General features: G+C 60.8%; 23 protein-coding genes, 1 tRNA gene and 1 pseudogene. 17 read left to right on the top strand and 8 right to left on the bottom strand.

Features of this window, described 5'->3' with window-relative positions; genetic code table 11:
- Positions 1-4 precede the first annotated feature (4 nt).
- Both XH79_RS19600 and XH79_RS19595 read left to right on the top strand, forming a co-directional pair.
- Positions 5-898 (top strand): helix-turn-helix transcriptional regulator, encoded by an 894-nt coding sequence (locus XH79_RS19600; RefSeq protein ID WP_271582689.1) that lies wholly within the window; start codon positions 5-7, stop codon positions 896-898.
- Between the two features lie 104 nt (positions 899-1,002).
- Positions 1,003-2,217 carry an ABC transporter substrate-binding protein gene (locus XH79_RS19595; protein WP_271582688.1) on the top strand — a complete coding sequence of 405 codons (1,215 nt, stop codon included), beginning with the start codon at positions 1,003-1,005 and terminating at the stop codon, positions 2,215-2,217.
- A gap of 108 nt (positions 2,218-2,325) precedes the next feature.
- Here XH79_RS19595 and XH79_RS19590 read toward each other — a convergent pair.
- A pseudogene (locus tag XH79_RS19590) lies at positions 2,326-3,291 on the bottom strand (TAXI family TRAP transporter solute-binding subunit).
- A 107-nt stretch (positions 3,292-3,398) separates the two neighbouring features.
- On the opposite strand from XH79_RS19590, the gene XH79_RS19585 reads away from it, so the two are divergent.
- Together XH79_RS19585 and XH79_RS19580 are read left to right on the top strand one after the other, a co-directional pair.
- A complete protein-coding gene (locus tag XH79_RS19585) occupies positions 3,399-4,373 on the top strand; it encodes a Bug family tripartite tricarboxylate transporter substrate binding protein (RefSeq protein WP_271582687.1) in 975 nt (324 codons plus the stop codon).
- Between the two features lie 421 nt (positions 4,374-4,794).
- Positions 4,795-4,870 (top strand) — tRNA-Ile (locus tag XH79_RS19580).
- Between the two features lie 92 nt (positions 4,871-4,962).
- On the opposite strand, the gene XH79_RS19575 is transcribed toward XH79_RS19580, so the two are convergent.
- Positions 4,963-5,334: a hypothetical protein gene (locus XH79_RS19575; protein ID WP_271582686.1), complete on the bottom strand. Its 372-nt coding sequence runs from the start codon at positions 5,332-5,334 to the stop codon at positions 4,963-4,965.
- A 134-nt stretch (positions 5,335-5,468) separates the two neighbouring features.
- On the opposite strand from XH79_RS19575, the gene XH79_RS19570 reads away from it, so the two are divergent.
- The 3 genes from XH79_RS19570 (at position 5,469) to XH79_RS19560 (ending at position 7,308) form a co-directional block, all read left to right on the top strand.
- The gene (locus tag XH79_RS19570; RefSeq protein WP_271582685.1) at positions 5,469-5,702 is read left to right on the top strand and encodes a helix-turn-helix domain-containing protein; all 234 of its coding nucleotides are present in this window, start codon (positions 5,469-5,471) and stop codon (positions 5,700-5,702) included.
- Positions 5,703-5,879: 177 nt separating this feature from the next.
- Positions 5,880-6,191 carry a hypothetical protein gene (locus XH79_RS19565; protein WP_271582684.1) on the top strand — a complete coding sequence of 104 codons (312 nt, stop codon included), beginning with the start codon at positions 5,880-5,882 and terminating at the stop codon, positions 6,189-6,191.
- A 7-nt stretch (positions 6,192-6,198) separates the two neighbouring features.
- On the top strand, positions 6,199-7,308 hold the full coding sequence (locus XH79_RS19560) for an ImmA/IrrE family metallo-endopeptidase (protein WP_271582683.1): 1,110 nt from the start codon (positions 6,199-6,201) through the stop codon (positions 7,306-7,308).
- Here XH79_RS19560 and XH79_RS43295 read toward each other — a convergent pair.
- Positions 7,305-7,463 (bottom strand): hypothetical protein, encoded by a 159-nt coding sequence (locus XH79_RS43295; RefSeq protein ID WP_442869960.1) that lies wholly within the window; start codon positions 7,461-7,463, stop codon positions 7,305-7,307. The genes XH79_RS19560 and XH79_RS43295 overlap by 4 nt on opposite strands.
- 258 nt (positions 7,464-7,721) lie before the next feature.
- Here XH79_RS43295 and XH79_RS19555 point away from each other — a divergent pair, with 258 nt between their 5' ends.
- The 7 genes from XH79_RS19555 (at position 7,722) to XH79_RS19525 (ending at position 17,296) form a co-directional block, all read left to right on the top strand.
- The gene (locus tag XH79_RS19555) at positions 7,722-8,015 is read left to right on the top strand and encodes a hypothetical protein (RefSeq protein WP_271582682.1); all 294 of its coding nucleotides are present in this window, start codon (positions 7,722-7,724) and stop codon (positions 8,013-8,015) included.
- 648 nt (positions 8,016-8,663) lie between these two features.
- Positions 8,664-9,692 (top strand): restriction endonuclease, encoded by a 1,029-nt coding sequence (locus tag XH79_RS19550; RefSeq protein WP_271582681.1) that lies wholly within the window; start codon positions 8,664-8,666, stop codon positions 9,690-9,692.
- A 309-nt stretch (positions 9,693-10,001) separates the two neighbouring features.
- Positions 10,002-11,456, top strand: a complete 1,455-nt coding sequence (locus XH79_RS19545) for a hypothetical protein (protein ID WP_271582680.1) — start codon at positions 10,002-10,004, stop codon at positions 11,454-11,456.
- Positions 11,457-11,933: 477 nt separating this feature from the next.
- Entirely contained in the window at positions 11,934-13,238 is a 1,305-nt protein-coding gene (locus tag XH79_RS19540; protein WP_271582679.1) for a hypothetical protein, read from the top strand.
- 252 nt (positions 13,239-13,490) lie between these two features.
- On the top strand, positions 13,491-13,949 hold the full coding sequence (locus XH79_RS19535; RefSeq protein ID WP_018643963.1) for a hypothetical protein: 459 nt from the start codon (positions 13,491-13,493) through the stop codon (positions 13,947-13,949).
- A 141-nt stretch (positions 13,950-14,090) separates the two neighbouring features.
- Complete coding sequence (locus XH79_RS19530) at positions 14,091-15,827, top strand: type I secretion system permease/ATPase (RefSeq protein ID WP_271582678.1); 1,737 nt, start codon at positions 14,091-14,093, stop codon at positions 15,825-15,827.
- 50 nt (positions 15,828-15,877) lie between these two features.
- Positions 15,878-17,296 (top strand): HlyD family type I secretion periplasmic adaptor subunit, encoded by a 1,419-nt coding sequence (locus XH79_RS19525; protein WP_271582677.1) that lies wholly within the window; start codon positions 15,878-15,880, stop codon positions 17,294-17,296.
- Here the strand turns inward: XH79_RS19525 and XH79_RS19520 are convergent.
- The 5 genes from XH79_RS19520 to XH79_RS19500 all read right to left on the bottom strand — a co-directional run bounded on the left by XH79_RS19520 (position 17,293) and on the right by XH79_RS19500 (position 21,097).
- Positions 17,293-18,075, bottom strand: coding sequence for a response regulator transcription factor (locus XH79_RS19520; RefSeq protein WP_212346867.1), 783 nt, complete (start codon positions 18,073-18,075; stop codon positions 17,293-17,295). The two genes, XH79_RS19525 and XH79_RS19520, sit on opposite strands and share 4 nt — an antisense overlap.
- A 214-nt stretch (positions 18,076-18,289) precedes the next feature.
- Complete coding sequence (locus XH79_RS19515; RefSeq protein WP_271582676.1) at positions 18,290-18,874, bottom strand: hypothetical protein; 585 nt, start codon at positions 18,872-18,874, stop codon at positions 18,290-18,292.
- Between the two features lie 493 nt (positions 18,875-19,367).
- On the bottom strand, positions 19,368-20,492 hold the full coding sequence (locus tag XH79_RS19510) for a tyrosine-type recombinase/integrase (protein WP_271582675.1): 1,125 nt from the start codon (positions 20,490-20,492) through the stop codon (positions 19,368-19,370).
- A gap of 12 nt (positions 20,493-20,504) precedes the next feature.
- Positions 20,505-20,690 (bottom strand): hypothetical protein, encoded by a 186-nt coding sequence (locus XH79_RS19505; RefSeq protein ID WP_271582674.1) that lies wholly within the window; start codon positions 20,688-20,690, stop codon positions 20,505-20,507.
- A 50-nt stretch (positions 20,691-20,740) separates the two neighbouring features.
- A complete protein-coding gene (locus XH79_RS19500) occupies positions 20,741-21,097 on the bottom strand; it encodes a hypothetical protein (protein ID WP_271582673.1) in 357 nt (118 codons plus the stop codon).
- Positions 21,098-21,213: 116 nt separating this feature from the next.
- On the opposite strand from XH79_RS19500, the gene XH79_RS19495 reads away from it, so the two are divergent.
- Genes XH79_RS19495 through XH79_RS19485 form a run of 3 tightly spaced genes read left to right on the top strand, consistent with a single transcriptional unit; the run spans position 21,214 to position 24,139 of the window.
- Positions 21,214-22,095 (top strand): toprim domain-containing protein, encoded by an 882-nt coding sequence (locus tag XH79_RS19495; RefSeq protein WP_271582672.1) that lies wholly within the window; start codon positions 21,214-21,216, stop codon positions 22,093-22,095.
- Positions 22,092-23,474, top strand: coding sequence for a DUF3631 domain-containing protein (locus tag XH79_RS19490; RefSeq protein WP_271582671.1), 1,383 nt, complete (start codon positions 22,092-22,094; stop codon positions 23,472-23,474). The genes XH79_RS19495 and XH79_RS19490 overlap by 4 nt, the downstream gene beginning before the upstream one ends.
- The gene (locus XH79_RS19485) at positions 23,471-24,139 is read left to right on the top strand and encodes a hypothetical protein (RefSeq protein ID WP_271582670.1); all 669 of its coding nucleotides are present in this window, start codon (positions 23,471-23,473) and stop codon (positions 24,137-24,139) included. Before XH79_RS19490 ends, XH79_RS19485 begins: the two co-directional genes overlap by 4 nt.
- Positions 24,140-24,185: the final 46 nt, after the last annotated feature.

The raw sequence follows: 24,185 nt of genomic DNA, 5'->3' as shown, positions 1-24,185 counted from the left end.
CAGGATGGAATTCCTGACGACCAGCGAAGCCGCCGACTATCTCCGGCTCGGCGAACGCAAGCTCTACGAACTCGTCACCACCGGTGCGATCCCCTGCAGCAAGGTGACCGGTAAGTGGCTCTTCCCCCGCCACGAGCTCGACCTCTGGGTCCTCTCGGGCCTCGCACGTCCGGCGGGCATGCTGACCACGGAGCCGCCGCCCGTCATGGGCGGCAGCCAGGACGAGCTGCTGGATTGGAGCCTGCGCGAATCCGGCTCGGGCCTCGGATCGATGAGCGAGGGCAGCGCGCGCGGGCTCGAGCGCCTGCAGCGCGACGAGGTGATGGCCGTGGCCATGCACTTCCACAGCCTCGATGCCACCGGCAATCTTGGCACCGACGCCAGTGTGACGGCGCTGCAAAACGCTCCGGACCTGCATGACGCGCTGCTGGTCGCCTTCGTGCGGCGCGAGCAGGGTCTCGTGCTGCCGCCGGGCAATCCGAAACGGCTGCGCGGCCTCGCCGACGTGCTCGCGGCCGGCGCCAGGATGGCGATGCGACAACAGGGCACAGGTGCGCAGATGCTGCTCGAGGCGCTGCTGAAGCGCGCGGACGCCACGACGCGCGATTTGCGGCGGGTGGAGACGCCGGCCCTCACCGGGCCGGATCTCGCCGAAATGGTCCGCGCCGGACAAGCCGATTGCGGCATCGCGACGCGCGCGGCGGCGCGCTCGGCCGGCCTCGATTTCGTGCCGCTGGTCTGGGAGAACTTTGATCTCGCGATGCGGCAGCGCAGCTATTTCCGCCCTGCGATGCAGGCGCTGATCCGGCTTCTCAGCGAAAGACGGCTGCGCCAGCGCGCGGAGGAGCTGACCGGCTACGACCCCTCGCCGGCGGGACAGATCCGCTTCGCGGCCTGACATTGACGCCCGCCCCAAAATAGTTGCAAAAGAAACCAATTCAGCCGGGCCGTACCCGGCAAAAGCAACGCCCGGCCAACGCGCCGGATCAGGGGAGGACAAACGTGAAGCGAGCGAGATTTGGACTGCCGGTCGCGGCCGCCCTGACGGCGGCCCTGCTGCCGGGCGCTGCCATGGCGCAGGTGTCCGACAACGTCGTCAAGATCGGCGTGCTCACCGACATGAACGGCCCGGCCTCCGCGCCGACCGGCCAGGGCTCGGTGACGGCGGCGCAGATGGCGATCGACGATTTCGGCGGCACCGTGCTCGGCAAGCCGATCAGCGTCGTGATCGGCGATCACCAGCTCAAGGCCGACATCGGCGGCACGATCGCGCGGCGCTGGTATGACGTCGACCAGGTCGATCTGATCGTCGACGTGCCGGTCTCGGCCGTCGGCCTCGCGGTGCAGAACGTCGCCAACGAGAAGAAGCGGCTGTTCATCACCCACTCCACCGGCACCGCCGATTTCCACGGCAAGTTCTGCTCGCCTTACGCGATCCAGTGGGTGTTCGACACCCGCGCGCTCGCGGTCGGCACCGCGGATGCCGTGGTCAAGCGCGGCGGCGACAGCTGGTTCTTCATCACCGACGACTACGCCTTCGGGCACTCTCTTGAACGCGATGCCTCCAGCGTCGTCACCGCCAATGGCGGCAAGGTGCTGGGTTCGGTGCGGCCGCCGCTGGCAACGCCTGATCTGTCCTCCTTCGTGCTGCAGGCGCAGGCCTCCAAGGCCAAGATCATCGGCATTGCCGCCGGTCCCCCCAACAACATGAACGAGATCAAGACCGGCTCGGAGTTCGGCGTGTTCAAGGGCGGCCAGCAGATGGCGGCGCTGCTGGCGCTGATCACCGACATCCACGGCCTCGGCCTGCAGGCCGCGCAAGGCCTGCTGCTGACCACCTCGTTCTACTGGGACATGGACGACAAGACGCGCGAATGGTCGAAGCGCTATTTCGCCAAGATGAACAAGATGCCGTCGATGTGGCAGGCCGGCGTCTATTCCAGCGTGATGCACTATCTCAACGCCATCAAGGAGACCGGCACCGACGACCCGCTCAAGGTCGCGGCAAAGATGCGCGAAAAGCCGATCGAGGATTTCTTCGCCCGCAACGGCAAACTGCGCGAGGACAATCTGATGGTGCACGACCTCTGGCTGGTGCAGGTGAAGACACCGGAGGAGAGCAAATATCCGTGGGACTATTACAAGATCCTCACGACGATCTCCGGCGACAAGGCGTTCGGGCCGCCGGACCCGGCGTGTCCGCTGGTGAAGAAGTGATTCCATTGTCGTCATTCCGGGGCGGTCCGCAGGACCGACCCCGGAATCTCGAGATTCCGGGTTCGCGTCTTCAACGCGCCCCGGAGTGACGATCGCTTTAAGCGATCGTCACTTCACCACGCCGATCTCGCGAAAATACTTCATCACGCCCGGATGGATCAGCTCCACCTTCGGCGCGGCCGCGACGGTGTTCGCGGCCGTGGTCTCGCAGGCCTGCGCGAGTGTCTTGCAGAATGTCGCCTCATTGCCGTGCAGGGTCCTGGCGAGGCGATAGGCGATGTCGTCGGGCAGATCCTCGCGCGTCAGCACAAAGCTCCACGAGCCGAGCGAGGCGATCGGCTCGGACTGCTTCGGGTAGCTGCCGGCCGGAACGGTGAGCGGCTTGAGGAACGCATGCTTGGCGCGGATACGTGCGATCTCTTCAGCACTCGGCGCGATGAACCGCGCGCCTGATGCGCTCGCGGCCACTGCGGCAAAGCCGGGCCAGCCGATGCCGGCGCCCCAGAGCGCAGCGACGCGGCGGTCCTCGACCATCGCGGGGCCGTCGCCGGCGCGGTCGAGATAGACAGCCTTGAAGTCCTCGTCCTGCTTGAGGCCGAGGCCATCGAGCACATAGCGCGCCAGGATCGGCAGGCCCGAGCCCTTGGCACCGAACGCGACGGGCTGTCCGACGAGATCGGCAATCGTCCTGTAGGGACTGTCGGCGCGCACCACGAACATGCCGGGGTTGGAATAGATCGCCGTCAAGATCTTCAGCCGCACCGGCGCGCGGCCGATGCCGGCGAAGGCCTCATAGGCCGGCTCGCCCGCGACCAAAGCGAGATCGAGCTCGCCCTTCTCCAGGAGCGGAATGTTCTCGTTGCTGCCCTTGGTGTTGCGCGGGGCGATGGTGATGACCGGATCGGCTGCGTTCATCACCTCGGCGAAGGCGTTGCCGTAAAGCGGGAAGCCGCCGCCGGGCGTCGCGGTGCCAAGGCTGAGTGTCGTGGCGGGAATGGCGTTGCCTCAGGTTTGGGCGGCGGCGGGGCTGGCGAGCAGCGCCGCGGCGAGAAGAATGGGAAAAGCGAATCTCATGGTCGTTCCCGGCGGGCTTGCGTCAACACCGACTTGCGGCGATGTAGGCAGCCGCCTGTTTTTGTGAAAGCATGCAGCCCAACGACAATAGAACAATGGGAGGCGTCATGTTGCGAATTTTGCGTCACGGTTTGTTTGGGCTCGCGGCCCTCTTAGGTCTTTTCAGCACCACCCCTCCCGCCGCCGCGGCCTATCCCGACCGTCCCGTGCACTGGCTGATCGGCTTTGCCGCCGGCGGCCCGGTCGACATCGTGGCGCGGATCATGGCGCAGGCGCTCTCGGATCGCCTCGGCCAGCAATTCATCGTCGAGAACCGCACCGGCTCCGGCGGCAACATCGCGGCCGCGGCCGCGGTCAACGCAGCCCCCGACGGCTACACGCTGCTGTTCGTCGCGCCCAACAACGCGATCTCGACCTCGCTCTACAAGAAGCTGCCGTTCGACTTCCTGCGCGACACGGTGCCGGTCGCGAGCATCATGCAGCTCACCAACATGCTGGTCGTCTCCAACGCGTTTCCGCCGAAGACGGTTCAGGAGTTCATCGACTATTGCAAGGCCAATCCGGGCAAGATCTCCTATGCCTCCTCCGGCAACGGCACCTCGGTGCACATGTCGGCCGAGCTGTTCAAGGCGATGACCAAGTGCGACATGATCCACGTGCCCTATCGCGGCTCGGCGATCGCCTTCCCCGACATCATCTCCAACAAGGTGCAGCTGATCTTCGACAATCTGCCGTCCGCGCTGGAGCAGGCGAAGGGCGGCAATGTCCGCGCGCTCGGGGTCACCTCGCCGCAGCGCTGGCCGATCGTTCCCGACGTGCCCGCGATCGCCGAGACCGTGCCGGGCTTCGAATCGGTCGGCTTCTACGGCATCTCGGCGCCGAAGGGCTCCCCGAGCGAGGTGATCGAGATCCTCAACAAGGCCGTCGGCGAAGCGCTGAAGGACCCGAAGGTGATCGCACGGCTGACCGAGAATGGCGGCATCCCGAGGCCGATGACACCCGCCGAGTTCGGCAAGCTGGTCACCGACGAGACCGAGAAGTGGCGCAAGGTGGTGGAGTTCGCGGGGGTGTCGGTGGATTAGGGCGCGGGCCCACCGCAGGGTCCGTCGCTCGCCGGCAAGATGTTTGAGGGGGCCAACAGGCCCTCTCAAACAAAAAGTGCGAAAACAACCCCATGCACAGTAGAAGACGTGAGCAATCACAGGGGCTTAAGGAAGCGCCAAAATGGGCACCGGCCGGATGATCGTCAGGTCGGTTTGACTCGTCGGGCAAAACCGTGGCAAAATGCCATTATTCCGAATCCAGCAATCATCCGGCGAGCAGCGCTTTTGCGCGCAGCGCCCCGCGTTCCCCTCGTTCGCAGCACTGTGTTTGACGCGTTGTCCTGACGCGAACCGAGGACCACTTCGCTTTGAAAACGCTTGAGGATTGCACCCCCGCCTCAGGCCCTGTAAACGAACCGCGCACCGTTGCCGGCCGCACTCCCGCGGCCGTCCCGCGGCGGGGCCTGTAGCTCAATGGTTAGAGCCGGCCGCTCATAACGGTCTGGTTGCAGGTTCGAGTCCTGCCGGGCCCACCAATGAAATCAATAACTTACAACAGGTTTTATTTCCTTGAAAATTTGGGGCACAGTTTGGGGCACAGCTTTTGTTCACGAAATGTATAGCTCGCTTAAGTTGCGTTTTTTCTCTTTTGCGCCTTTTTCTCTCGCCGAATTGCGTCGCTCTTTTCTCGCCTTCTCCTTATGAGTCTTTCCAATTCGGACTCGCCCTCGCGATCTTCGCAATCCGGCAAAACATCACTTTGACGAACCTCATCGGACCGAAAGTTCTTTGGTGCGACCTTGCACAGCGCACGCATCCGCTCGATCGCAGCGAGAGTGGTGAAGTGCTTATTGGCGATCAGCTCTACCTCTAAGCGCCCCTTCTCGATTTCCTTCCGGAGTCCTTTGACCGTTAATCCCCCGGCGGGAAAAGCCAACTTCAGAGCGACGTCCAATCTCAGAGGGGCGTCCCGAGAAATCTTCTCCGTTTTTTCGTCCATTGTCTCGCGCCTTCCGGAACGGCCGTGTCCAAGCTGGAGTGGAGCCATCCATTGTTCACTCCGCGCGGATCGGGCGACCCGCTTGAATACTATAGTCTGTAGCTCTTTAGTCTTCGGGGCAAGACTATGAATGCGTGAAAAAACCAAACGCCTCCTTCGGACAAATCATTGCTGACTTGAGGCTAGCTGCCGGGCTCTCCCAAGAAGAGCTCGCTGAGCGCGCAAACATTCACCGAACGTACGTCAGTCAGATTGAACGAGGTTTGAAATCGCCGACTCTTGTGATGATCTTTCGGCTCGCGAAGGCACTGGGGACCATCCCTAGTAAGATCTTTAAGCAGCTCGAAAGCGATCTCGGTATGTCCTAGCCCCGGGCACAAACGATCGTGCGAGCGATCGGAGTTGATATAGCGCCGATGTGCTAATACTACTTGTAGTTCAAGAGTTTATTTGATTCGCCAGACCACGGCGGCAACTGGGGCTTCTCGTTTCCCGACAATCGGTGCCATCGCAACACAACTTAATAGCCGCCGGGTAAGTCTGCCGTGGAACTCAGTTATCTTACGAGCCGCATCCGCGAGGTCGCAATGGATCATGGAATAGCCACCGCTGCGCTTGGCCCCGATCTAGCGCAAAGCCTTCGAAGTATCATTGCAGACATGCGTGAGGCCATGTACTTAGGCGAGCTAGCTGACTTGCCGGAAATCATAATGGAAGGCGAAACTGTCAAGCTGAGGTTTCTTCTTGGACCAGGCACATGGCTCGTCGTGGAGCCCATCGGCATCAAAGCAATGACCATCGAGAGCTGGCGGCAATCTCACCGCGTCAAACTTCTTCAGATTGCAGGTAGGGGTTGATCTCGAGATGAAGACAGATCCCAACTGGGCCTCACCACCAGGCGAAACGATCCGAAGATTGCTTGCGGCCCGTGAGGTCTCCTCCGAGGAGTTGGCTGATCGAATAGGCCTCCGGAGTGAGCAGTTTGAAACTTTGATCTCGGGACAATCGAGGATCACGTTAGCAATCGCTGAAGCGCTGGCGGAAACCCTGGGCTCCTCTCCCCGCTTTTGGCTTGCGCGTGATAAGAGCTATGTCCGAGAACTTGCACGGTTGGGCGCTACTAAGCCCGCCGATGAAGAGTCTTGGGCAGCGACCATGCCGACCAAGAGTATGAAACGATACGGCTGGTTGCCGCAAACAGCTCGCGGACAAACGCTGCGCTCACACTTGCTGGCGTTCTTTGACTGCGCAAGCATTCAAGAATGGGGCGTTAGATATTCGAGCGGCGTTGGCGAGGTCGCCTTCAGAACGTCATTGGCTTTCCCGGCTGACGGTATGGCAACCTTGGTTTGGTTGCGCGCTGGCGAAAAACAGGCCGAGTTGCTGGGCCTTCGTAAATACAACGCGCAGGGCTTCAAGAAACTCCTGCCCGCACTGCGAAGGCTCTCCGTATTCAAGCATCCGAAGAGCTACCTCGCCCGTCTCCAGTCGGCCTGTAGCGAGGTTGGCGTAGCGGTCACCAGTTCACGCTCACCCGATGGATGCCGCGCCAGCGGCGCGTCTTGGTTTAACCGAAACGGGAACCCAGTTATCCATCTTAGCTTTCGTCACCTGTCAGAAGATCACGCTTGGTTCACGTTCTTCCACGAAGCCGGGCACGTTGTGTTACACGGACAGAGCCACATCGATGGTGAAGGCGCTAGCATCATAGCTGCCGATCAAGCGGACCAAGAGGCCGAGGCAAACGCTTTTGCCCAAGATATATTGTTACCGCGCGAGGTTCGCGAGCGCTTGATAGCCGACCGGCCTTCTCGTTCGGCCATACTTGCTGCAGCGAAGGAATCCCAAGTGACGCCGGGCATCGTCGTTGGACAGTTAGAGAACGCTGGAGTTCTACGCCACGGCAAGATGTCGTTCCTGAAACGGCGATATCACTGGGAGTCGGACCCGTACATACCAATAGTCCGCGGTTAGCCCCGAAAGTACTCGTACGTGCCGGGACTTTTCTGCCAATTACACAAGCTGTCTTCGATCACTTGCTTTCCGACCTTTAGATAGTCGTCAAGTGCGTCGGCCTTTGCTTGGAGCGCTCTCGCCGATACAGACTGGTTTCCATCGGCAATCAGCATGGACGACTTTTTCAAATCCAGCTCTGGCGAACCTGTTGGACCAAGAGCTGGCTAGAAGAGATGTTTTGCGACCTTTTTGGCGTAACTGCAGCGGGTCCGGCCTATGCTTGGTCCCACTATCATCTTTGCGTAAAGCGAGGCATTGACCCGTTCCAAACTCCGCTCACCATTGGGACTACGCATCCGGCGGACGATGCTCGGATGCGAGCTCTCATAATGATGCTCCGTAGAACCGAAGCCTATAGGGTGGATGCCGCCATGATCGACCGAGCCTGGCGAGAGTTTTGCAACGTGATGAATTACCGCGCTTTCGCGGAATACCGCCAATGCTACGCGGACGGCTTACTCGCACAAATCGTCGATGCGGCCTACCAAGGCATTCGAGCTATCGGCGTGACCCCGGCCTCCGACAATCCCAAAGCGCCGATTGTTGGGCTGCTCAATAGTGCATGGACCACATTCTGGAAGTCCCCTGCCGACTATCAAAAGTGGGAGGCGGAACGTGTCCAAGAGCTTAAAGACACGCTCAGCGAGAAGCGTTGGGCCTCCTGAGCGGCCAGACCTAGCGAATCGGCAGCGGCGACGAGTGAAGAATTCGCACTCGTTGTGTGGGACGTGAACAGCACCGCTAGGCCTCGCGCATCTAATCCTTAGTTCCGGATTGCTAATCCGGGAGCAGGTTTTCGGCATTTCACCGATTTCCGTGACCCGACCGTGACCCGAGCCGCGCAGCCGACGAGCGTGTCATCAAACCGACAGACGCGTTGGGCTGCTGCTTGGCGCCGAGGCAGACTCCGATTGAGGCAGACTCTTATCGAACGAGAAACCACAGAAGAGACTGCGAGACCAGTTGTCTAACATCAGGCAATGTGATTGGAATTGGGATGAAAGCGCACTCTCACCGCAATCCGGATTCGCGTTTTGCGTGCGCGAGCAGCAAGATCACCGCGGCTTCTTGCTGGAATAAAAGACTATCGTCGTAGGCCCTAGCTGGTCGCTGCACCCCTGCAAAGCGGAGCCCTAGAAAACTGCGCTCCACAAGTTTTAGTCGCAGTGCAGGGCTACCCGAAATCATTCGCCGGCAGATCGACGACGAGCACACCTCCCCGGATTCACAAACCTGGAAGCCGCCGGTCCGCAAACAGCGCGCGGCGCACCTTTTGCGGGACAAGGTTGCCACCATTGGACTTCCCGTGCTCAATGGCGAGCCAGAAGGATCGCGCCCCTTCATATTGGGCCGTTGAGACGGATCATATGATCATACCCTCATTTCAGCTTGCTCCCCAGCAGGAAGGGTTCCTGAACAGCTTTCTTGAGCGAAATGATGCACGAACTCTGCTCGTGGCAGCGCCCGGCATGGGTAAAACGGTAACATCCATTATGGCTGCCGGCCGGATGTTGGCACGAGGATTAGTAGACCGTGTGTTGCTCGTTGCTGGCCACCGTGCCCTGATAGACCACTGGCAGAGCCTCCTCCAGAGCGGTGCTTTAGGGCACGAGACTGCCCCGGGATCCGCATTCGTAACCACAACGTACGCTGCTTTGAATAGAGACCCAGATAGGATTTGGACGGATGTCGCACCAAGAACCCGATGGCTGTTTCTCTTTGAAGAAGTAAATCTAGCCGGTCCTGACGTCGAAGCCATCGCGGCTGACGCACTTAACCGCTTCCCCGGTTCACGGGCGCTTTTTGTCACGAACGAGGCACCGCCGATTGCGGTGGACACCCAATTCACATTCCAGTTCTTTGGGCGCGACGCACTCTCTGAACCAAACACGCAATCGAGGCTGGAGCAGTCTGCTCCTAGCGTCGGGTTATTGCAGAGGGTTCAGCAGAAGCTAATCCACCTAGATGATCTTTCCTGGCGAGAGTTCGAGCAACTGATAGCCAATATGCTCGAGGCCGAGGGCTATTGTGTTGAACTAATGAAGGGGTCAAAGGATGGCGGCGTTGACGTCGTTGCAATTAAAGACCTAGGCGACACTGGACTATTCAAGTCCGTTTGGCAGGCGAAGAAGCATCGTCTTGACCGGAAAGTTGGGCTCTCGCTCGTGCGCGAGTTGGCCGACACGCGGCAGGAACATGGAGCGAGCAAGGGTATCATCGTAACCACATCGTTTCTGACCAGTGGCGCTCTTGAGCGCGTTGAGCGCGATCAGTATCAACTCGGGAAAGTTGACCGGACCGATCTTGACCGGTGGATAGAGAGAACCCTTCGAGCTGAATGACACAAGCGAATGAACCTGATCGAACGGCTGCTTGATTTGGCGCTGTACGGGATTGCGGTGATAGTGCACTCACTCAGCCCCTTTTTGCACGTTCAAATGCTCATGATTCAGCGCAATGCATTAGGTACACTGGACTGCCCCCTTTAAGTGAGACACGGTAATTGCGGTGACATTGATTACGGTGACGGTGCAATCCAGCACTGTCACCGTATTTACCGTCACCGAGCGGAAGCCTGCTGCGCGGTATCCTCTCGACTTGGGCCTCTCGCGCGATTGGATCGAGGCAGATGGGTAAAGACGGTCTAACCCTTGCGTGTCGGATCGTGGGATGGCCGGCTGCGCTTCATTGCCGGCAGGGACGGAATCGCTTACGCTGCAGAGCCTATCTCGATCGTACGGCTTACCGCGATGGAGAAAAATATGACGACAAAGCATCCAAATTCAAGCCTTGTTGAGATGCGCGATGACCTCAGCGAAGTCACCGCGGTGAGCGAACAGTCATTGCCACGCTTATCTCGCGTGCTGTTGCGGCTCAGATCCAAGCCCGTTCGTTCTCAGAGGCAAGCATCCGTTTTGGCGCGATTGTCCAGGGCAGCCGCATTTGTGCTTGTCGGGTACGCGGTTCTTGAGGTCGTGCCGGGGATATTTGACTCGACCCAGCAACGCGCGCTGCACCGAGCTGCCGTGCACCGCGACGACAGCGTCATCCGCACTGGTGTGACCACACAGTTTAAGCGCTCTATCCTTCTCCACTATCGTGACGTGCACGGTACGTTGCACCTACTCTTGGCTGACGAGGACCGCGTCAGCAAGTTCGTCAACGACACGCTGATCTACCTCGATACGGAGAGTCAGCGAATAAGGGCGAAGACGGCGGTTCGGATTAATGCGCTTCTTGCTGAGGCCTTCGTGGATCGCGATGCTTGCATTGCGGCCTATGCGGATTGGTACTTCGCGTGGAGCCGATCCTGGGCTCTCCTCAAGGAAGCGTCCGTAGGCGGCTTGTCGGGCGCTCTACCCAGTAACGTGCAAGGGATCCTTGAGGGAAGTCGTAACGCGGTCGAGGCTTATCTGATCCGGAATTATCAGCGGTTCGTGCTTAGGCCTGAGTTCCGAAATCCCGTCCTCGAAGCCGGTCTCGCCCGCTTTCTGGCCGGGGCACACGAAGAGTATCTCACCGTCATCACGACGCTTGATGACCGCGTTCAGGATTATCTGAATCGCGAAACCCAGCACCTTGAACGTCTCGGTCCGCTGGCCAAGTTGGACGTTTCGCTGGCATGGGACCAGCAAAAATGGAAAGCACCGCGCGCCGCGGTGGATGACGAACCATTCTGGACGGCTCTTAGGGGAGCAGGGGCCGCTTCCGTCTCGGCCCTTGTCGCCCGGAGCACCGTGCCGGCTGTTGAACGGGCCGTCTCTACCATCTTCGCCAAGGCCGCGACCAAAGCTGTTACGGCGATGCGGCCGCAGATCATTGGGGCCGCCGCAGGGACGATGGTTGAACCAGGTCTCGGTACGGCCGCGGGCTGGGCTCTGGGGGCGGCGGGCGGCGTTGCCATAGACTATCTGGTGAGTAAGGGGCAGGAGTGGCTCGATCGACCCGAGTTTGTACGTGCAAATGGTCAGGCGTTGGACGCGACGGTTCAGGAATGGTCGCGTGTCATGCAACGGGACCTGTTCGTGGCAGTCGATGCGTGGTTTGAGGACACTCGCGGCGTGGTTGCCGAATTCAAGATTCAGAGAAAAATCCCGACCGGTTAACGAGAACCTCTGCTCTGGACTCTTCGCCAAAGGCACCCGATCGCTCTACCTTCGTGCTGCGTGGAGCCGCTGACAGCGCTTGGGAGTCGTTGAAATTGAACAGGACTTTTTGCGTATCCGCGCGCGGCGAAATGCGAATCCGGCAATGCGGCGGATTCATTCTGGCCGCAGGCGAGATGAGTGCGCGGACCGGGGGAATTGATGCAAAGGCTGTAGCCGCATCCGAACGGATGTAGCCGATGTTACGGATGCCAGACGAGCGCTATATCCGAACTGACGGCTGGGCATTCGACCTTCCCGGGACGACATTCTCTCCGGAGTGCAGAACCCGTCCGATCGCGCGGAGCGATTGCGATGAGGGAGGCTACGATGGATTTTACGCGGATGTCGGATGCAATCCGGCTGCATCACGCCTCTCGTCACCACGATGGGTACGATGGCGCGGACGATTTGGGCCCTGCATCGAGAGCTCCGTTCGTGGCTGACCCGGTCGGCGGTGGCGCCCTGTTCCATCGTCCCGGCCCGTTTGCTGGTCCTGGAGCATATGCCGCGAGCGCGAACAGCCAGCATAAAGACTCCGACCCGGTTCAATCCAAACATCCCCCATCGGGGGGCGAGATGGGCGGCCACGCCGGCAACCACGCTGCAGCGGGCCCGGATGTTTCGTCCACGAAGCCTCCTGCCGGCGCATCCCTTCCCGAGAAGGGCATTGCTTCGGTCGAGAGTGGGGCGAATACGGCAGGGAACGGCGGGGATGGCCATTTCTACGGAGGTATCATTCACGCGTCCCTGTTGATCTACGAACCGATCAACATTTCGATCAGCATGGAATACGGCTCGGTCGCCCTGGCCAACCAGTCCAACAATTTGAATGTCGATCAATCCGCTTTTCAAATGGCCGGCGTCGGCGGCCATGGCGGCAATGACAACATTGCAGCGGGTGGGAGCATCAGTACGTTTTCAGGCTCCGGCGTGATCGCGAGCGGCGACAACAGCGCCGGAAACGGCGGCAGCGGCTATTTCTCGGGTGCGATCGTGGACGCTCCCGTGGTGATCTATCATCCGATCAATATTGCCTTGGCGAGCTCGGGCGGCACTGCACATGCAAGTCAGTCGAACACGGTCGACATCGACCAATCGGCTACGCAGATCGCGGGCGTCGGCGGAAGTGGCGGACATGGCAATGTGGCCGCCGGCGGCAGCGTCATCACGCTCGACCCCAGTTGGGGATCGAGCATCTCTGACGTTCAAACGGGCGGAAGCCAGGCCGGCAATGGCGGTGACGGCATGTTCTACGGGGAACTCGTCCATACCTCGTTTGTCGTGTACAACCCGATCAACATCGCCATCGCGGGCTATGGCTCCAGCGCTTACGCGGTCCAGATAAATGATGTCTCCGTGGATCAATCCGCGGTTCAGATCGCTGGCATTGGCGGGCACGGCGGCAACGACAACGCCGCAGCGGGCGGCCATGCAAACCTTCTCTCCCATCATCTGTGGGGCGGGTCCGATACGATCGCGACCGGTTCGAACAGCGCAGGCAATGGCGGCAACGGCTATTTTGCGGGCAGTCTGGTCGACGTCAGCGTCGCGATCTATGCACCCATCAACATAGCAATCGCAGGTCCACATTCGACGGCCGTGGCCGATCAGGTCAACAACGTGCACATCGACCAGAGTGCGACCCAGATCGCCGGCGTTGGCGGGGACGGCGGTTACGGCAACCTCGCGCTAGGTGGCGATGCCGCGCATCTCCTGTCGGATCTTCACCTGGTGGCATAGCGAAACGCCGCATCGCTCGCATTGCCGATCGCATCGCGGCACGCGCCGTCGCCGCTCTCCGCATGCAAAGCCCGCGCAGAGGCGCCCTCCCCTGACGGAAATGTCGTACTTTCGTACGTAGGCCCACCAAACCGGATGGTGTTCGATTTGACATCTATCGCTCTCGCGCACGGGCGGATCAGACTTGCCGTGCGCGTCCGCCTGATCGGGATGGATGTTGCACGACAGCCAACAAAACGACGGAGGCCTCAAATGATGCCAAAGGCAATCAACATCTCGGATACGATCAAATTCAAATCGATCGACACCGGTGGTCAAAGTGCCGGAAATGGCGGCGACGGTACCTTCAAGGGAGCCATCATCAGCAAGCCGACTGTCAACTACGATCCGACCAACAAGGCGGAAGGCGCCGACGTGCACGTGAGCACCGGCGATCACGTCAAACAGACGGCGGATTGGGATGCCGGCGGCGCCAACGCCAAGGCCTCGGTGTTCTCCAAGGCTCATGGCGGAGACGCCGAGTCGAACGGCAGCCAGAAGTCCTACAGCGGCTACGATACCTCCAAGGTCTACGCCAATACGGATGCCACCCAGATCAACAAGCTCGCGGTGGACCAGCACCAGGAAGTTGTCGCCGGCATCGGCGGCGATGGCGGAGACGGCAACTTCGCATGGGGTGGCGGAGTGACCTTCCATCTCGACACGCTCTGACGAGCCGCTCGTCCGACTGGCGGGACCGGCTGCCGCGGCCGCCGGTCCCGGATTTCGCGCCAAAGATCTACCGATGCGGTTGCCGGATTGCGTTGACCAGCAGTCAAGTGCGCCGGACCTCGATTTCAGGCGGTGACGATCATGTTGATGCCGCCCATTCGGTTGCCCATCCTGCCGCAGATCCGGACGCCACTGCACACAGCCCTCCGGTCCTGCGTGGGACCGCTGGGTCTCGTATTCGCATATAGCTGCAGTTACAATCTGCTACTGTTTGCGCCCTCCATCTATCTTCTTCAGATCTACGACCGGGTGTTGTCGAGCCGGAGCGGCGACACGTTGCTCCTGCTCACGCTCATAGTCGCGATCACAGTGGTCGTCGGCGGCGTGTTCGATGCATTGCGGCGCGCCGTCCTTGGACGCCTCGGCGCCTGGCTCGACGATCGCCTTCGTCCATGCGTGCTTTCGGCCGGCCTCGAATCGGCGTTTCGCAGCGATTGGACGCAAGCGTCGGGCGCATATCGGGACCTCACCGTGCTGCGCCAGTTCGTCGAGTCCGGTTCATGTACGATGCTGTTCGACGCGCTCTGGGCGCCCTTGTTCCTCCTTGTCCTCGTTCTGATCCATCCCCTGCTTGGCGTGGTGGGCGCCTGCTGCGTCGCCTTCCTGTTCGCACTCACGGTCGCCGGAGAGCTGGTCACGGAAGACGCTTTGCTCAGGTCCAGCGCCGCGCTCTCCAGAAGCTACGGTCGCCTTCAGACTGCCGCGGGCAACATCCACATGATCCGCGCCATGGGAATGTTCGATAGCGCTGCGCGCATGATCCACCGTGACGCGCAGCACGCGCGCAGAGAGCACGATGTGGCGCTCCGGCGAGGCGAGATCGTCTCACTGGCCACCAAGCCGGTTCGCGCGCTGTCGCAGGTCTTGATCATGGGGGCTGCCGCGTGGCTCGTCCTCGATCACGGGAAAAGTCCGGCAATCATCTTTGCTTCGACGCTGATGTTCAGCCGGGCGCTCGCGCCGGTCGAAAGTGCGGTCGCAGGCTGGAAATCACTCGTGACGGCCGTGAACGCCTGTCAGCGGCTCGGCGCACTTCTCGCCGCATTCCCCGTCGCCCGGCAGGAGAGCGCGGGGGTTTTCCCGCCGCAGGCGCGAAGCGGCCTCGTCGTCGACAATGTGGGCGTATGGCTTGCGGGGACCGACCATCTTCTGCTGAACGGCGTCTCCTTCAGCCTCATGCCCGGAGAATGCCTTGGCATCATCGGTCCGTCCGGGTCAGGCAAGTCCTTGCTCGGCCAGGTGATCGCCGGGCTGTCGATGCCGACGCATGGCCGTGTCCTCCTCGACAATACCGACGTCTCGCTGCTTCGCGAGGGCCGAAACGGCGACGGCCTCGGATATCTCCCCCAGGACATCAATCTGATCGGCGACACCATCAACGACATCATCGCACGCCTTGAAGATGCGGACCGGCGGAAGGTCGTCGAAGCGGCCAAGCTCGCCGGAATCCATGGGGCGATCATGCGCCTGCCGCAGGGTTACGACACGGTGGTTCACAGTGAAACAATCTTCTCACGCGGGTATCGGCAGCGCCTCGGTCTTGCCCGCGCCTTTTTCGGCAGCCCACGCCTCATCGTTCTCGACGAACCCAACGCCAGCCTCGACTACGGGGGCGAGCGAATGCTCCTGGATGCCATCGAGCGCATGAAGCTCGCAGGCGTCATCCTTGTCGTCGTCACTCACAGGATGGGTCTCCTCGCCGCCACGGACAAGATTGCCATCATGGAAGACGGTGCGGTCGCCGCGTTCGGCGACAGCGAGGACATCTTTGAACGGCACCTGAGCCGACCCCAGGTTACTTCGCAGGTTGCGCCATGAGCTGGAATTCTCTCACCATCTGGAAGCATCCTGCCGTCTCGAGACTTCCCATGATCTGGGACCGGCTCATGCGAGCGCCGGCGCGCCCCCCGCCCGCCCGACGATCTGGCGTCCTGGTAACCGCAATCGACGATTTCGAGCCTCTGGAATTTCCGTGGTGCTCGACGCCTACGCCGACCTCGCCACGCGGAAGGCTTCGCGCTATCACCGTCGCGGGCAATCTGCTGGTGCTCTGCTTCATGCTGGGGCTTGGTACATGGGCGAGCCTCGCGCCGCTCGAGAGCGCCGCGATCGCGTCCGGCGTCGTGGAATCGGAATCGAGTCGCAAGACGATCCAGCATCTGGAAGGCGGCATCGTCAGCAAGATCCTGGTTTCGGATGGCGATATCGTGCGCAGCGGCCAAACGCTGATCGCGCTGGAGGACACCCGGGCGAGCTCGGAGGTGCAGAGCCTTCAAGGCCAATTTTGGGATGCAGCTGCTCGTGCCGCTCGGCTTCAAGCCGAGCAGCAGAGATTCGAGAGGATCGCAATTCCGGACGCGCTGGAACAGGACAGCAGGCAGAGCGGAGTGGCCGCCGCCGCGGTGTCGGCGCAGCAATTCATTTTCCAGGCGCGCCTGCAGGTTCACGAGTCGCAGCTTGCGGTCATTCGCGAACGAAGGCGTCAAGTCGAGAAGGAGATCGAAGGTCTCACGGCGCAGGAGAGCGCCACCGGGCAGCGGATCGGCATCGTCCGGGAGGAACTAGATATGGTCACGACCCTCGTCAACAAGGGGCTCGAGCGGCGGCCGCGGCTTCTGAACCTGCAGCGGGAGCTGGCCGACGTTGAGGGCCGCCGCGGCGAGATCGCCGCGCAGATTTCCCGCGCCGCGCAAGTCATCAGCGAACAGCAGGCCACATTGTTCAAGCTCGAGAGCGAGAGGCAGAACGAGATCGCACAGTCGCTTCGTGAAGCACAGAACCAGATATTCCAGCTCCGCGAGCGGTTGTTTGCGGCCAGGGACCAGCTATCGCGAACAGAGGTCAAGGCGCCAGAGGACGGCGTGATAACCGATTTGCGGATTCATACAGCCGGCGGCGTCATCGGAGCGGGCGCTCCGCTCATGGACCTGGTGCCCCGGCAAGACCGTCTCATCGTGACCGCGCGCCTGAGGCCCGAGGATATCGATGTGGTTCATCCCGGCCTCAATGCCGAGGTTCACCTCCTACCGTACAATCAGCGTCGCGTACCTCGCCTGAAGGGAACTGTCGTGCACGTGTCCGCAGACCGGCTCCTCGACAAGCGTACCGACCAGCCATACTACGCGACCAAAATCCGGATCGACGACGCGCAGATCGTCGCAAACGACATCCAGATCGTCCCCGGCATGCCGGTTCAAGTGTTCATCACGACAGGGCGCGGTACCGTGGCTCTCTACGCGCTCAGGCCCCTGCTCGACAGCTTCCGTGGTGCATTTAGAGAGGACTAGGTCTCCTGCATCGGACCTGCGCCGGGTTCGTGATCGCGACCCTGCGCCGGCAACCGGCCGCGCCAGCGGAGCACGGCTTCCGTCCGATTGTGCGCAGCACATTTCCGCATGATATGCTGGATGTGCATTTTGACTGTGCTTTCCGAGAGGTTCAATTTGGCGGCGATCAGCTTGTTGGGCAGGCCGAGCTCCAATTCCGCCAGAACCTGTTGCTCACGAGGCGTGAGATCCGTCACGCTCCTTTCGATAGTCACTCCGGCTCCCTCGTTCACAAGATATGCGCGCGCAAGCCTGCGTGCATCCGGCGCCTCGAAATCCGGTATCCTGTTCATCCCGGCGACAGGCAACGGCCTGTAGACGCCGCCGACGAGGACAAGGCGCAGGCCAGCTATGGCGATCTCGATCGGCAGCGAGGTAGAAAGAAAGCCGCGTACGCCCCGCTGCATCGCGGCCTGCACGGTCGGCTCGTCGTCATGGTTTGACAGGATTGCAACGGCGGCGTTGGGACAACACTCCGCGACGAAGGCGAGACTGCCCTCAACCGAGGGATCGTCGATGGGCTTGTCTGCGATACTCAGCACCACCAGACGAACATCGCGGGTTGACGTGCAGTCCAGGCTTTCGACCGTTGCCATGTCGAGGATCTCGAATTCCGCCAATTCCCGCCTGAGGACGTTCAGAATACATGTGCGAGGCAACAGGAGCGGTTCGACGATCACCAGAACCGGAAAGTGAAGCGATCCATCGAGCCGCTTTGAGGCGTTTGTTATGTCGTCCATGATTTCCTCGAGATGAAAAGAGCTTCCGCGAAATTCCCATTCCGTATTGCGTCTCCCCTGCTGCTGCATTCATCCTGAATGATCATCACGAGAGTGGCGCTGTACCGCCGCCAGTGCCTTATGCACTGCGGCTTTGCCTGGCGCCTGGGTGGAAATTCTTTCCGCTCAAATTCATTTCGGCGCGTACCGCGCGCTGACGCAGTCGACGCATTCCCTAATTGCAGATATTTCGATACGCCGTTGACGCCGCCGACCCCGACTTGCCGTCGACGACATATGCTTCATCCTCCTTCACGAGATAAAGAAACGGTCTCTCTGCTGTCTCGCCGCCTGATGCGCTTCTTCCTTTCACACGCCCGCAAATCGTATCCACGGGGCGTCCAAGCGTGTTCTTTCGCATCGTGCGCTTCATTTCGGTAAATTCGGTCGATCCTGGATCCTCCATCTTCGCCGCGACGGTGACCTTCGCCTTTTCCAGGACAGGATCTGATACTTCCGCGGGCCGTTCGGATGCCGGGACGCTGATGGCCGTCCGCGGTGACGCCGCTTTGGCGAGGTCGACCGATCCGCTCTTCTTTGGAGATGATTTCTTGCCGGACCTTTCCGGAGTTGCAGAATTCGATTTGACGATCACGGGATCCGGCGCCAATGCCGTCGGCGTTGGCTGCGCGGGTCGGGCGACCGCAACCCGGTCGAAACAGGGTCGTGACGCACATCCAAGGAAATACCCTCGGGAAGGCGCGAACCAGCCAAAGCCGATCAGGACTCCTGCCAGCACTCCAACAAAAAGCAGTCCCATGCGATTCCCTCCCCGGGAGCTCGGCTCGCACTTGCAAGTAGGACTAATTCCGCGCTGGTGATCCATCTGTTGCGCAAAAGCGTTAAACGCCCATTAAGCGCGCAGTCGTCTGGCCCATGCCTGGATCGGCGGATCAGAAAAGCAAGCATGGCCCGATTTGGTCGGCTCTTGGCCCCCTCTGCAACTTGCGTGTTCGAAGGTCCGCTTTGCACCACCAAAAGCTGCCGATCACCGGCTTATGGCCCTCAGGCCAATTCCAGAGCACCGCACCAGTTTCGCACCAGAAACGGCGTGAAGAAACGGAACGAAGGCAACTGGGATCGAGCAAGACCGCAGAAAGATCAACGAAGCTGACCAATATTCTCCCGCTCATAACGGTCTGGTTGCAGGTTCGAGTCCTGCCGGGCCCACCACAATGCCGTGCCCGGATTGATATCGTTGATTTTTTAAGCCTCTAATTACCACCGCGCCACAGGTGGTAACGACGGTTGTTCTAGGCCCGTTCCTTTTCGAGGTGCAAATGCACGAGTTCGCTTTGCCCCACCACTTCGTCGGATGAGGGCCGCGTCCACTTCGCCATCGCACGCGCCGCTAGCTTCTTGCGGTCGGCCTTCTTGGTGTAGAGCTGCGCCATCTGATAGCCGCTCCATCCGAACGTCGCGTTAAGTTCGGACTCCGTTGCGCCGGACTCGGCGGCGATGGTCGCGCTCGCCTTGCGCAGGCCGTGCGCAGAATAGCCCTTCTCGTCTGAACCTTTCTTCGACACCGGAATCCCGGCGGCCGTGACCGCCTCGCGGAAGGCATTGCCGAGCCCTTCCTTGGTGTAGTGCGTGCCGTCGTCTTTCGCGATGACGGCGAGACCGGACGATGGGCATGCGTTGATCGACGCCGCCAAGGCGGGATGCACCGGGACATAGATCGGCATGGTGCCGCCGCTCTTTTCAGTCATCAGATGGACGATGCCGTTCCGGATGTGCTGCTTACCAAGCCGCGCTGCATCGCCACGGCGCAGACCGATGTACAGGAATACGTCGAACATCAACCTTTCTTTGCTGCCAAGTGGCCAATGCTGTTCGAACTGCTCGATCAGTTCAATCGGCCATGCGAGGTGCCCTTCGCCATCGCCGCGATTGACCTTGATGCCGTTGGTCGGATTCTTGTCGTACAGCTCATGCTCAACCGCCCACTTGAACAGAGCAGCCATGGTGTTCTTGAAATGGCGGCCTTGATTGGATGAGCGGTTCGAAATGCCTTGTTCTATTTTGGCCCGAGTAATAGCGCTTATCGGCAGATCGCCCGCCGCGACCTCTACCTGCTTCAGGATCGGACCACGTTGTTTCCGTGTCCCCGCGCTCAGAAGCTCGCCCCAATCGCGCGAATGGCGGTACAAGTTGATCAACCAGCCTACCGAGCCCTTGCCATCTTTACCGATCAGCGGTGCGGGCGCGACCGTGCCGCGCACCGCAGCGTGGTATGCGGCCATGAATTCTTCGCTCCGGTATAGACCCTTGATACGGATACCTCGGCCGCGCTGACGCGATGACAGCTTAACGTAAAATGCCAACTTGCCGTGCCGGGTACGATGGCGATGCAGGAATGGCAATGTGGGCTTCGGCATGGTGATTAAAACTCACAGTTTGAAATCACGGTGTTTAAGTTCTTCGGGTTCGGGCTTCCCGTCGCAAGCCGTCTCCGCAATCAAGATTCGGATGGTGCCGTTGGGCAAGACTTCCACCGCTACAGCACCCTCGGCTTTCGCGGCCTTGGCGGCGCGGCTGATGTCAGCAAGTGTGAATCTGGCCGCCGTCTTGCTCATCTTGAGTTTGCGCCTCGTCTTTCAAACCCAGCGCTTTAGTTGAGTGATGGTCACGACACGAACGCTGATCCTTGAACGCCGGGGAATCCCGGCTCGGCCCATAATTTCCAAGCCTTTCCCTCGTGCATATGTCGGATCGGCGTATATCCGAGCCGAAACAGCACCGCGTCCACGCTTTGCCTTTCCATGTCCACGAGCGTCGTAGCCATCGACTCCAGCGTGCGGTCAAACTGAAGCGCGCGCTCAATCTGGAATTCGGCTTCCTGAGATTGAGTGCGGCCGGATGCTATCGCCAACTGGTCGATGATCCGCTTCGTCTTTGCGGTCACCTTCAAACCGAGCGCGACCCGCTCTTGGCCTACTGCCCTCTTGGTGGGGCGCCCGATGCGCTTTGCTGGTTTTGCCATCTTCCTCATCAACCCCGACCGGCCATTTCTTTTCTTACGATCACGAGAAACAGTTGTCAACGATGCCGCGAGGGTGGTACCAATATTTTCTCTTGATCCTGAGAAAGGCTTCCGCCATGCAAAAGCGGACCAAGCGACAAATGCCAAGCGCCGCCAGCGTCGCCGCCCTTCTCGCAGGACATCCCGTCAAGTCGCAGCGCGGAAATTTTCTCGTCCGTTGTCCTATTCATGACGATTGGAATCCATCCCTCTCCCTTCGCGACGGAGACAATGGCCTCCTCGTTTACTGTTTTGCGGGCTGCGATGCGCTCGACATTCTCTCCGAGATTCGGTCTCGTTCAGGCCACACAGCAGAGCCTGTCGATAAATCGCCGAGGCCTGCGAAGGGATCGAGCACCTACGAACGCGGCCAGCGCAGCAAGGCGCGTTGGCTATGGTCGTTGCGGCTGCCGATCGCCGGTTCCATCGCGGAAAGGTATTTGCGCGTGCGCGGCATTGTCTGCCCGCTGCCGCCGACGCTGGGGTTCTTGCCGCCACGAAGGCCCGAGCATCATCCGGCGATGATCGCAGCCTTCGCGCTGCCCGAGGAGATGGAGCCGGGAATACTTCGGAATCCGCGCGACGTTGAAGCGGTACACCTGACCTTGTTGCGGCCGGACGGCACCGGCAAGGCTAAAATGATGCCGGAGAACAAGTCCACCAAGATCATTGTCGGCCGTTCCAACCTTCCCATCGTCATCGGCTCTGCGAACGACCTTTTAGGCCTCGCGATCACCGAGGGCATTGAAGACGCGCTCACCGCGTATCAGACCACTGGGCTCGGTAGCTGGGCCGCCGGTTCGGCGGCCCGGCTACCTGGACTCGCTGCCGCCGTCCCGAACTTCGTCGAAACGCTCACCATCTTCGTGGACCCGGATAAGGCTGGGCGGGACAACGCCCAAGCGCTCGCTGCCGCGCTTCGGGGCCGTCGCATAGAAATCGTGATGGAGGGGACATGACCAAGGCGCCCGACATCAATGCGACGCTGACGGCTCAAGGCCCTGATGCCGTGCGTGCGCGACATGATCAAGCGCACCGTAAACAGGGCGCGCTGATCCTCGACGACGTCCTACGATTTCTACGTCGCTTCGTCAGCTACCCCTCCGGGCACGCCAGCGTCGCCCACGCGCTCTGGATCGCCCACACCCACCTTATGTCAGCTTGGGAATCGACTCCGCGTCTGGCGTTCCTGTCGCCAGAGCCGGGCAGCGGTAAGACGAGGGCGCTGGAGGTGACGGAATTGCTGGTGCCGAATCCGATCGCCACCATGAATGCGTCTCCAGCGTACCTGTTTCGCAAATGCGGTGGCGACGATGGTCCACCAGTGGTCTTGTTTGACGAGATTGATACGGTGTTCGGCCCACGGGCGAAGGAGAACGAGGACGTCCGAGCATTTCTAAACTCCGGACACCGACGTGGCGCAACCTTCGGCCGGTGCGTGGTGCACGGCAAATCCGTGACGACCGAAGAGATAGCGTCATACGCCGCCGTGGCGCTGGCCGGTCTGGGTTGGCTTCCGGACACAATCACGAGCCGCTCCATCATGATCCGGATGCGGCGGCGGGCACCAGAGGAAGTAATTGAGCCGTTTCGTCGCCGCGTCCACGCAACAGCAGGCGAGAACCTTCACCGACGGTTGGCTGCATGGGCTTGCACGATTGTCGATCAAGCCGAGGAAGCGCGACCTGTGATGCCTGCCACTGTTCAAGATCGCAACGCCGACTGTTGGGAGGCACTACTTGCGGTCGGCGACCTTGCCGGAGGTGTCTGGTCAAAGCTGGCGCGCGAAGCAGCCGTCGCACTGGTCGCCGCAAATCGCGCCGCTCCACCGAGCCTGAACCTTCGCCTACTCTCGGACCTACGAACCGTCTTTGTAACCAACTTGTTGGCGGCCAGCCAAGCGAGCCCCGAAGGGCTCTCCACCAAGCGAATACTGGAGGTTCTGCACGCGCTGGAAGACGCCCCGTGGGGAGATAAGGGTAAGCCTCTCGATGCCTATCAGCTATCGGTAAGCCTGCGCGACTACGACGCTGGGCCGAAGAACCTCCGACCCTATGAAAGCAACCAGTGCAAAGGGTACCACCTTGCCGATCTTGCCGACGTTTGGCGACGCTACCTCTCTCCCATGCCCGCAGAAGCCGTCGCAGCCGTCCCAGTCGTAACAACCGAGGCATTTCAACGATATTTTGAGACGGCTCCGACGGATGCCGCTGTCCCCAGCGATGGCGGGTCGTCCCAAGCAGACGGAGAGTCACGGCGGGTCGAGGAAACCGATGGGACGGCTGGGACGGCTGCGACGGGTTTCCGGAGGATAGGAGAGAGAGCGGGCTCAAGATGAGCAAGCGATCACCAAGAAAGTTTGAGCGCCGCGAGCGTGACTTCTACCCGACGCCATTAGCGGCGGTGTCGCCACTAATTCCTCATCTGCGTGGCGTCCGCACGTTCGCCGAGCCCTGCTGCGGCGACGGAAAACTGGTGCGACATCTGGAGTCCTTCGGCCTCCGCTGCGTCTATGCGGGCGACATTGCGAGCGGGCTGGACGCGCTTGCGCTTACGGTCGCGGACTGCAACGGCGCCGATGCGATCATCACCAATACGCCCTACTCCCGTGAGCTGATGCACAGGCTGATCGAACACTTCCGGCGTATTACGCGGATGACGTGGCTGCTGTTGCCAGCCGACTGGATGCATAACCGGCAAGCTGCGCCCTTCCTGCCTTCCTGCACCGATGTCGTTTCGGTCGGCCGTGTGCGCTGGTTCGAAGGGACGAAGATGAGCAGCATGGAGAACTTCGCTTGGTATCGCTTCGACGCTCACCATTCGGCCGGTCCAATTCTTCACGCCCGCGATTCAGCTTCCCTCTCGTCGCGTGTCGGCCTCTGCGCTCATTGCGGTAAGCCTTATCGGCCGCGACGGTCCGACGCCCGGTTCTGCGGCGATACTTGTCGGCAGCGTGCTCATCGCAATCGGTTAGTCGTGACAAGCCGTGACGTACGAGGGTGAGTGTCTGATGCATGAACGTGCCGGGCCGGACGCCCGGCAACACGCA

This window comes from Bradyrhizobium sp. CCBAU 45389 (assembly GCF_028128625.1).
Taxonomy (GTDB): Bacteria; Pseudomonadota; Alphaproteobacteria; order Rhizobiales; family Xanthobacteraceae; genus Bradyrhizobium; species Bradyrhizobium liaoningense_B.
The sequence above is the reverse complement of the archived record's forward strand: the minus strand, read 5'-3'. Positions and strand labels throughout refer to the sequence as shown.

Bases quoted from the DNA above. Each gene is read 5' to 3' on its own strand.
- XH79_RS19550 (WP_271582681.1), top strand. From the start codon at position 8,664: ATGGCGAGCCAGAAGGATCGCGCCCCTTCATATTGGGCCGTTGAGACG.
- XH79_RS19485 (WP_271582670.1), top strand. From the start codon at position 23,471: ATGAGCAAGCGATCACCAAGAAAGTTTGAGCGCCGCGAGCGTGACTTC.
- XH79_RS19535 (WP_018643963.1), top strand. From the start codon at position 13,491: ATGATGCCAAAGGCAATCAACATCTCGGATACGATCAAATTCAAATCG.
- XH79_RS19530 (WP_271582678.1), top strand. From the start codon at position 14,091: ATGTTGATGCCGCCCATTCGGTTGCCCATCCTGCCGCAGATCCGGACG.
- XH79_RS19490 (WP_271582671.1), top strand. From the start codon at position 22,092: ATGACCAAGGCGCCCGACATCAATGCGACGCTGACGGCTCAAGGCCCT.
- XH79_RS19510 (WP_271582675.1), bottom strand. From the start codon at position 20,492: ATGCCGAAGCCCACATTGCCATTCCTGCATCGCCATCGTACCCGGCAC.
- XH79_RS19515 (WP_271582676.1), bottom strand. From the start codon at position 18,874: ATGGGACTGCTTTTTGTTGGAGTGCTGGCAGGAGTCCTGATCGGCTTT.
- XH79_RS19575 (WP_271582686.1), bottom strand. From the start codon at position 5,334: ATGGACGAAAAAACGGAGAAGATTTCTCGGGACGCCCCTCTGAGATTG.
- XH79_RS19505 (WP_271582674.1), bottom strand. From the start codon at position 20,690: ATGAGCAAGACGGCGGCCAGATTCACACTTGCTGACATCAGCCGCGCC.
- XH79_RS19560 (WP_271582683.1), top strand. From the start codon at position 6,199: ATGAAGACAGATCCCAACTGGGCCTCACCACCAGGCGAAACGATCCGA.
- XH79_RS19495 (WP_271582672.1), top strand. From the start codon at position 21,214: ATGCAAAAGCGGACCAAGCGACAAATGCCAAGCGCCGCCAGCGTCGCC.
- XH79_RS19500 (WP_271582673.1), bottom strand. From the start codon at position 21,097: ATGGCAAAACCAGCAAAGCGCATCGGGCGCCCCACCAAGAGGGCAGTA.
- XH79_RS19555 (WP_271582682.1), top strand. From the start codon at position 7,722: ATGATCGACCGAGCCTGGCGAGAGTTTTGCAACGTGATGAATTACCGC.
- XH79_RS19520 (WP_212346867.1), bottom strand. From the start codon at position 18,075: ATGGACGACATAACAAACGCCTCAAAGCGGCTCGATGGATCGCTTCAC.
- XH79_RS19585 (WP_271582687.1), top strand. From the start codon at position 3,399: ATGTTGCGAATTTTGCGTCACGGTTTGTTTGGGCTCGCGGCCCTCTTA.
- XH79_RS43295 (WP_442869960.1), bottom strand. From the start codon at position 7,463: ATGCTGATTGCCGATGGAAACCAGTCTGTATCGGCGAGAGCGCTCCAA.
- XH79_RS19525 (WP_271582677.1), top strand. From the start codon at position 15,878: ATGATCTGGGACCGGCTCATGCGAGCGCCGGCGCGCCCCCCGCCCGCC.
- XH79_RS19600 (WP_271582689.1), top strand. From the start codon at position 5: ATGGAATTCCTGACGACCAGCGAAGCCGCCGACTATCTCCGGCTCGGC.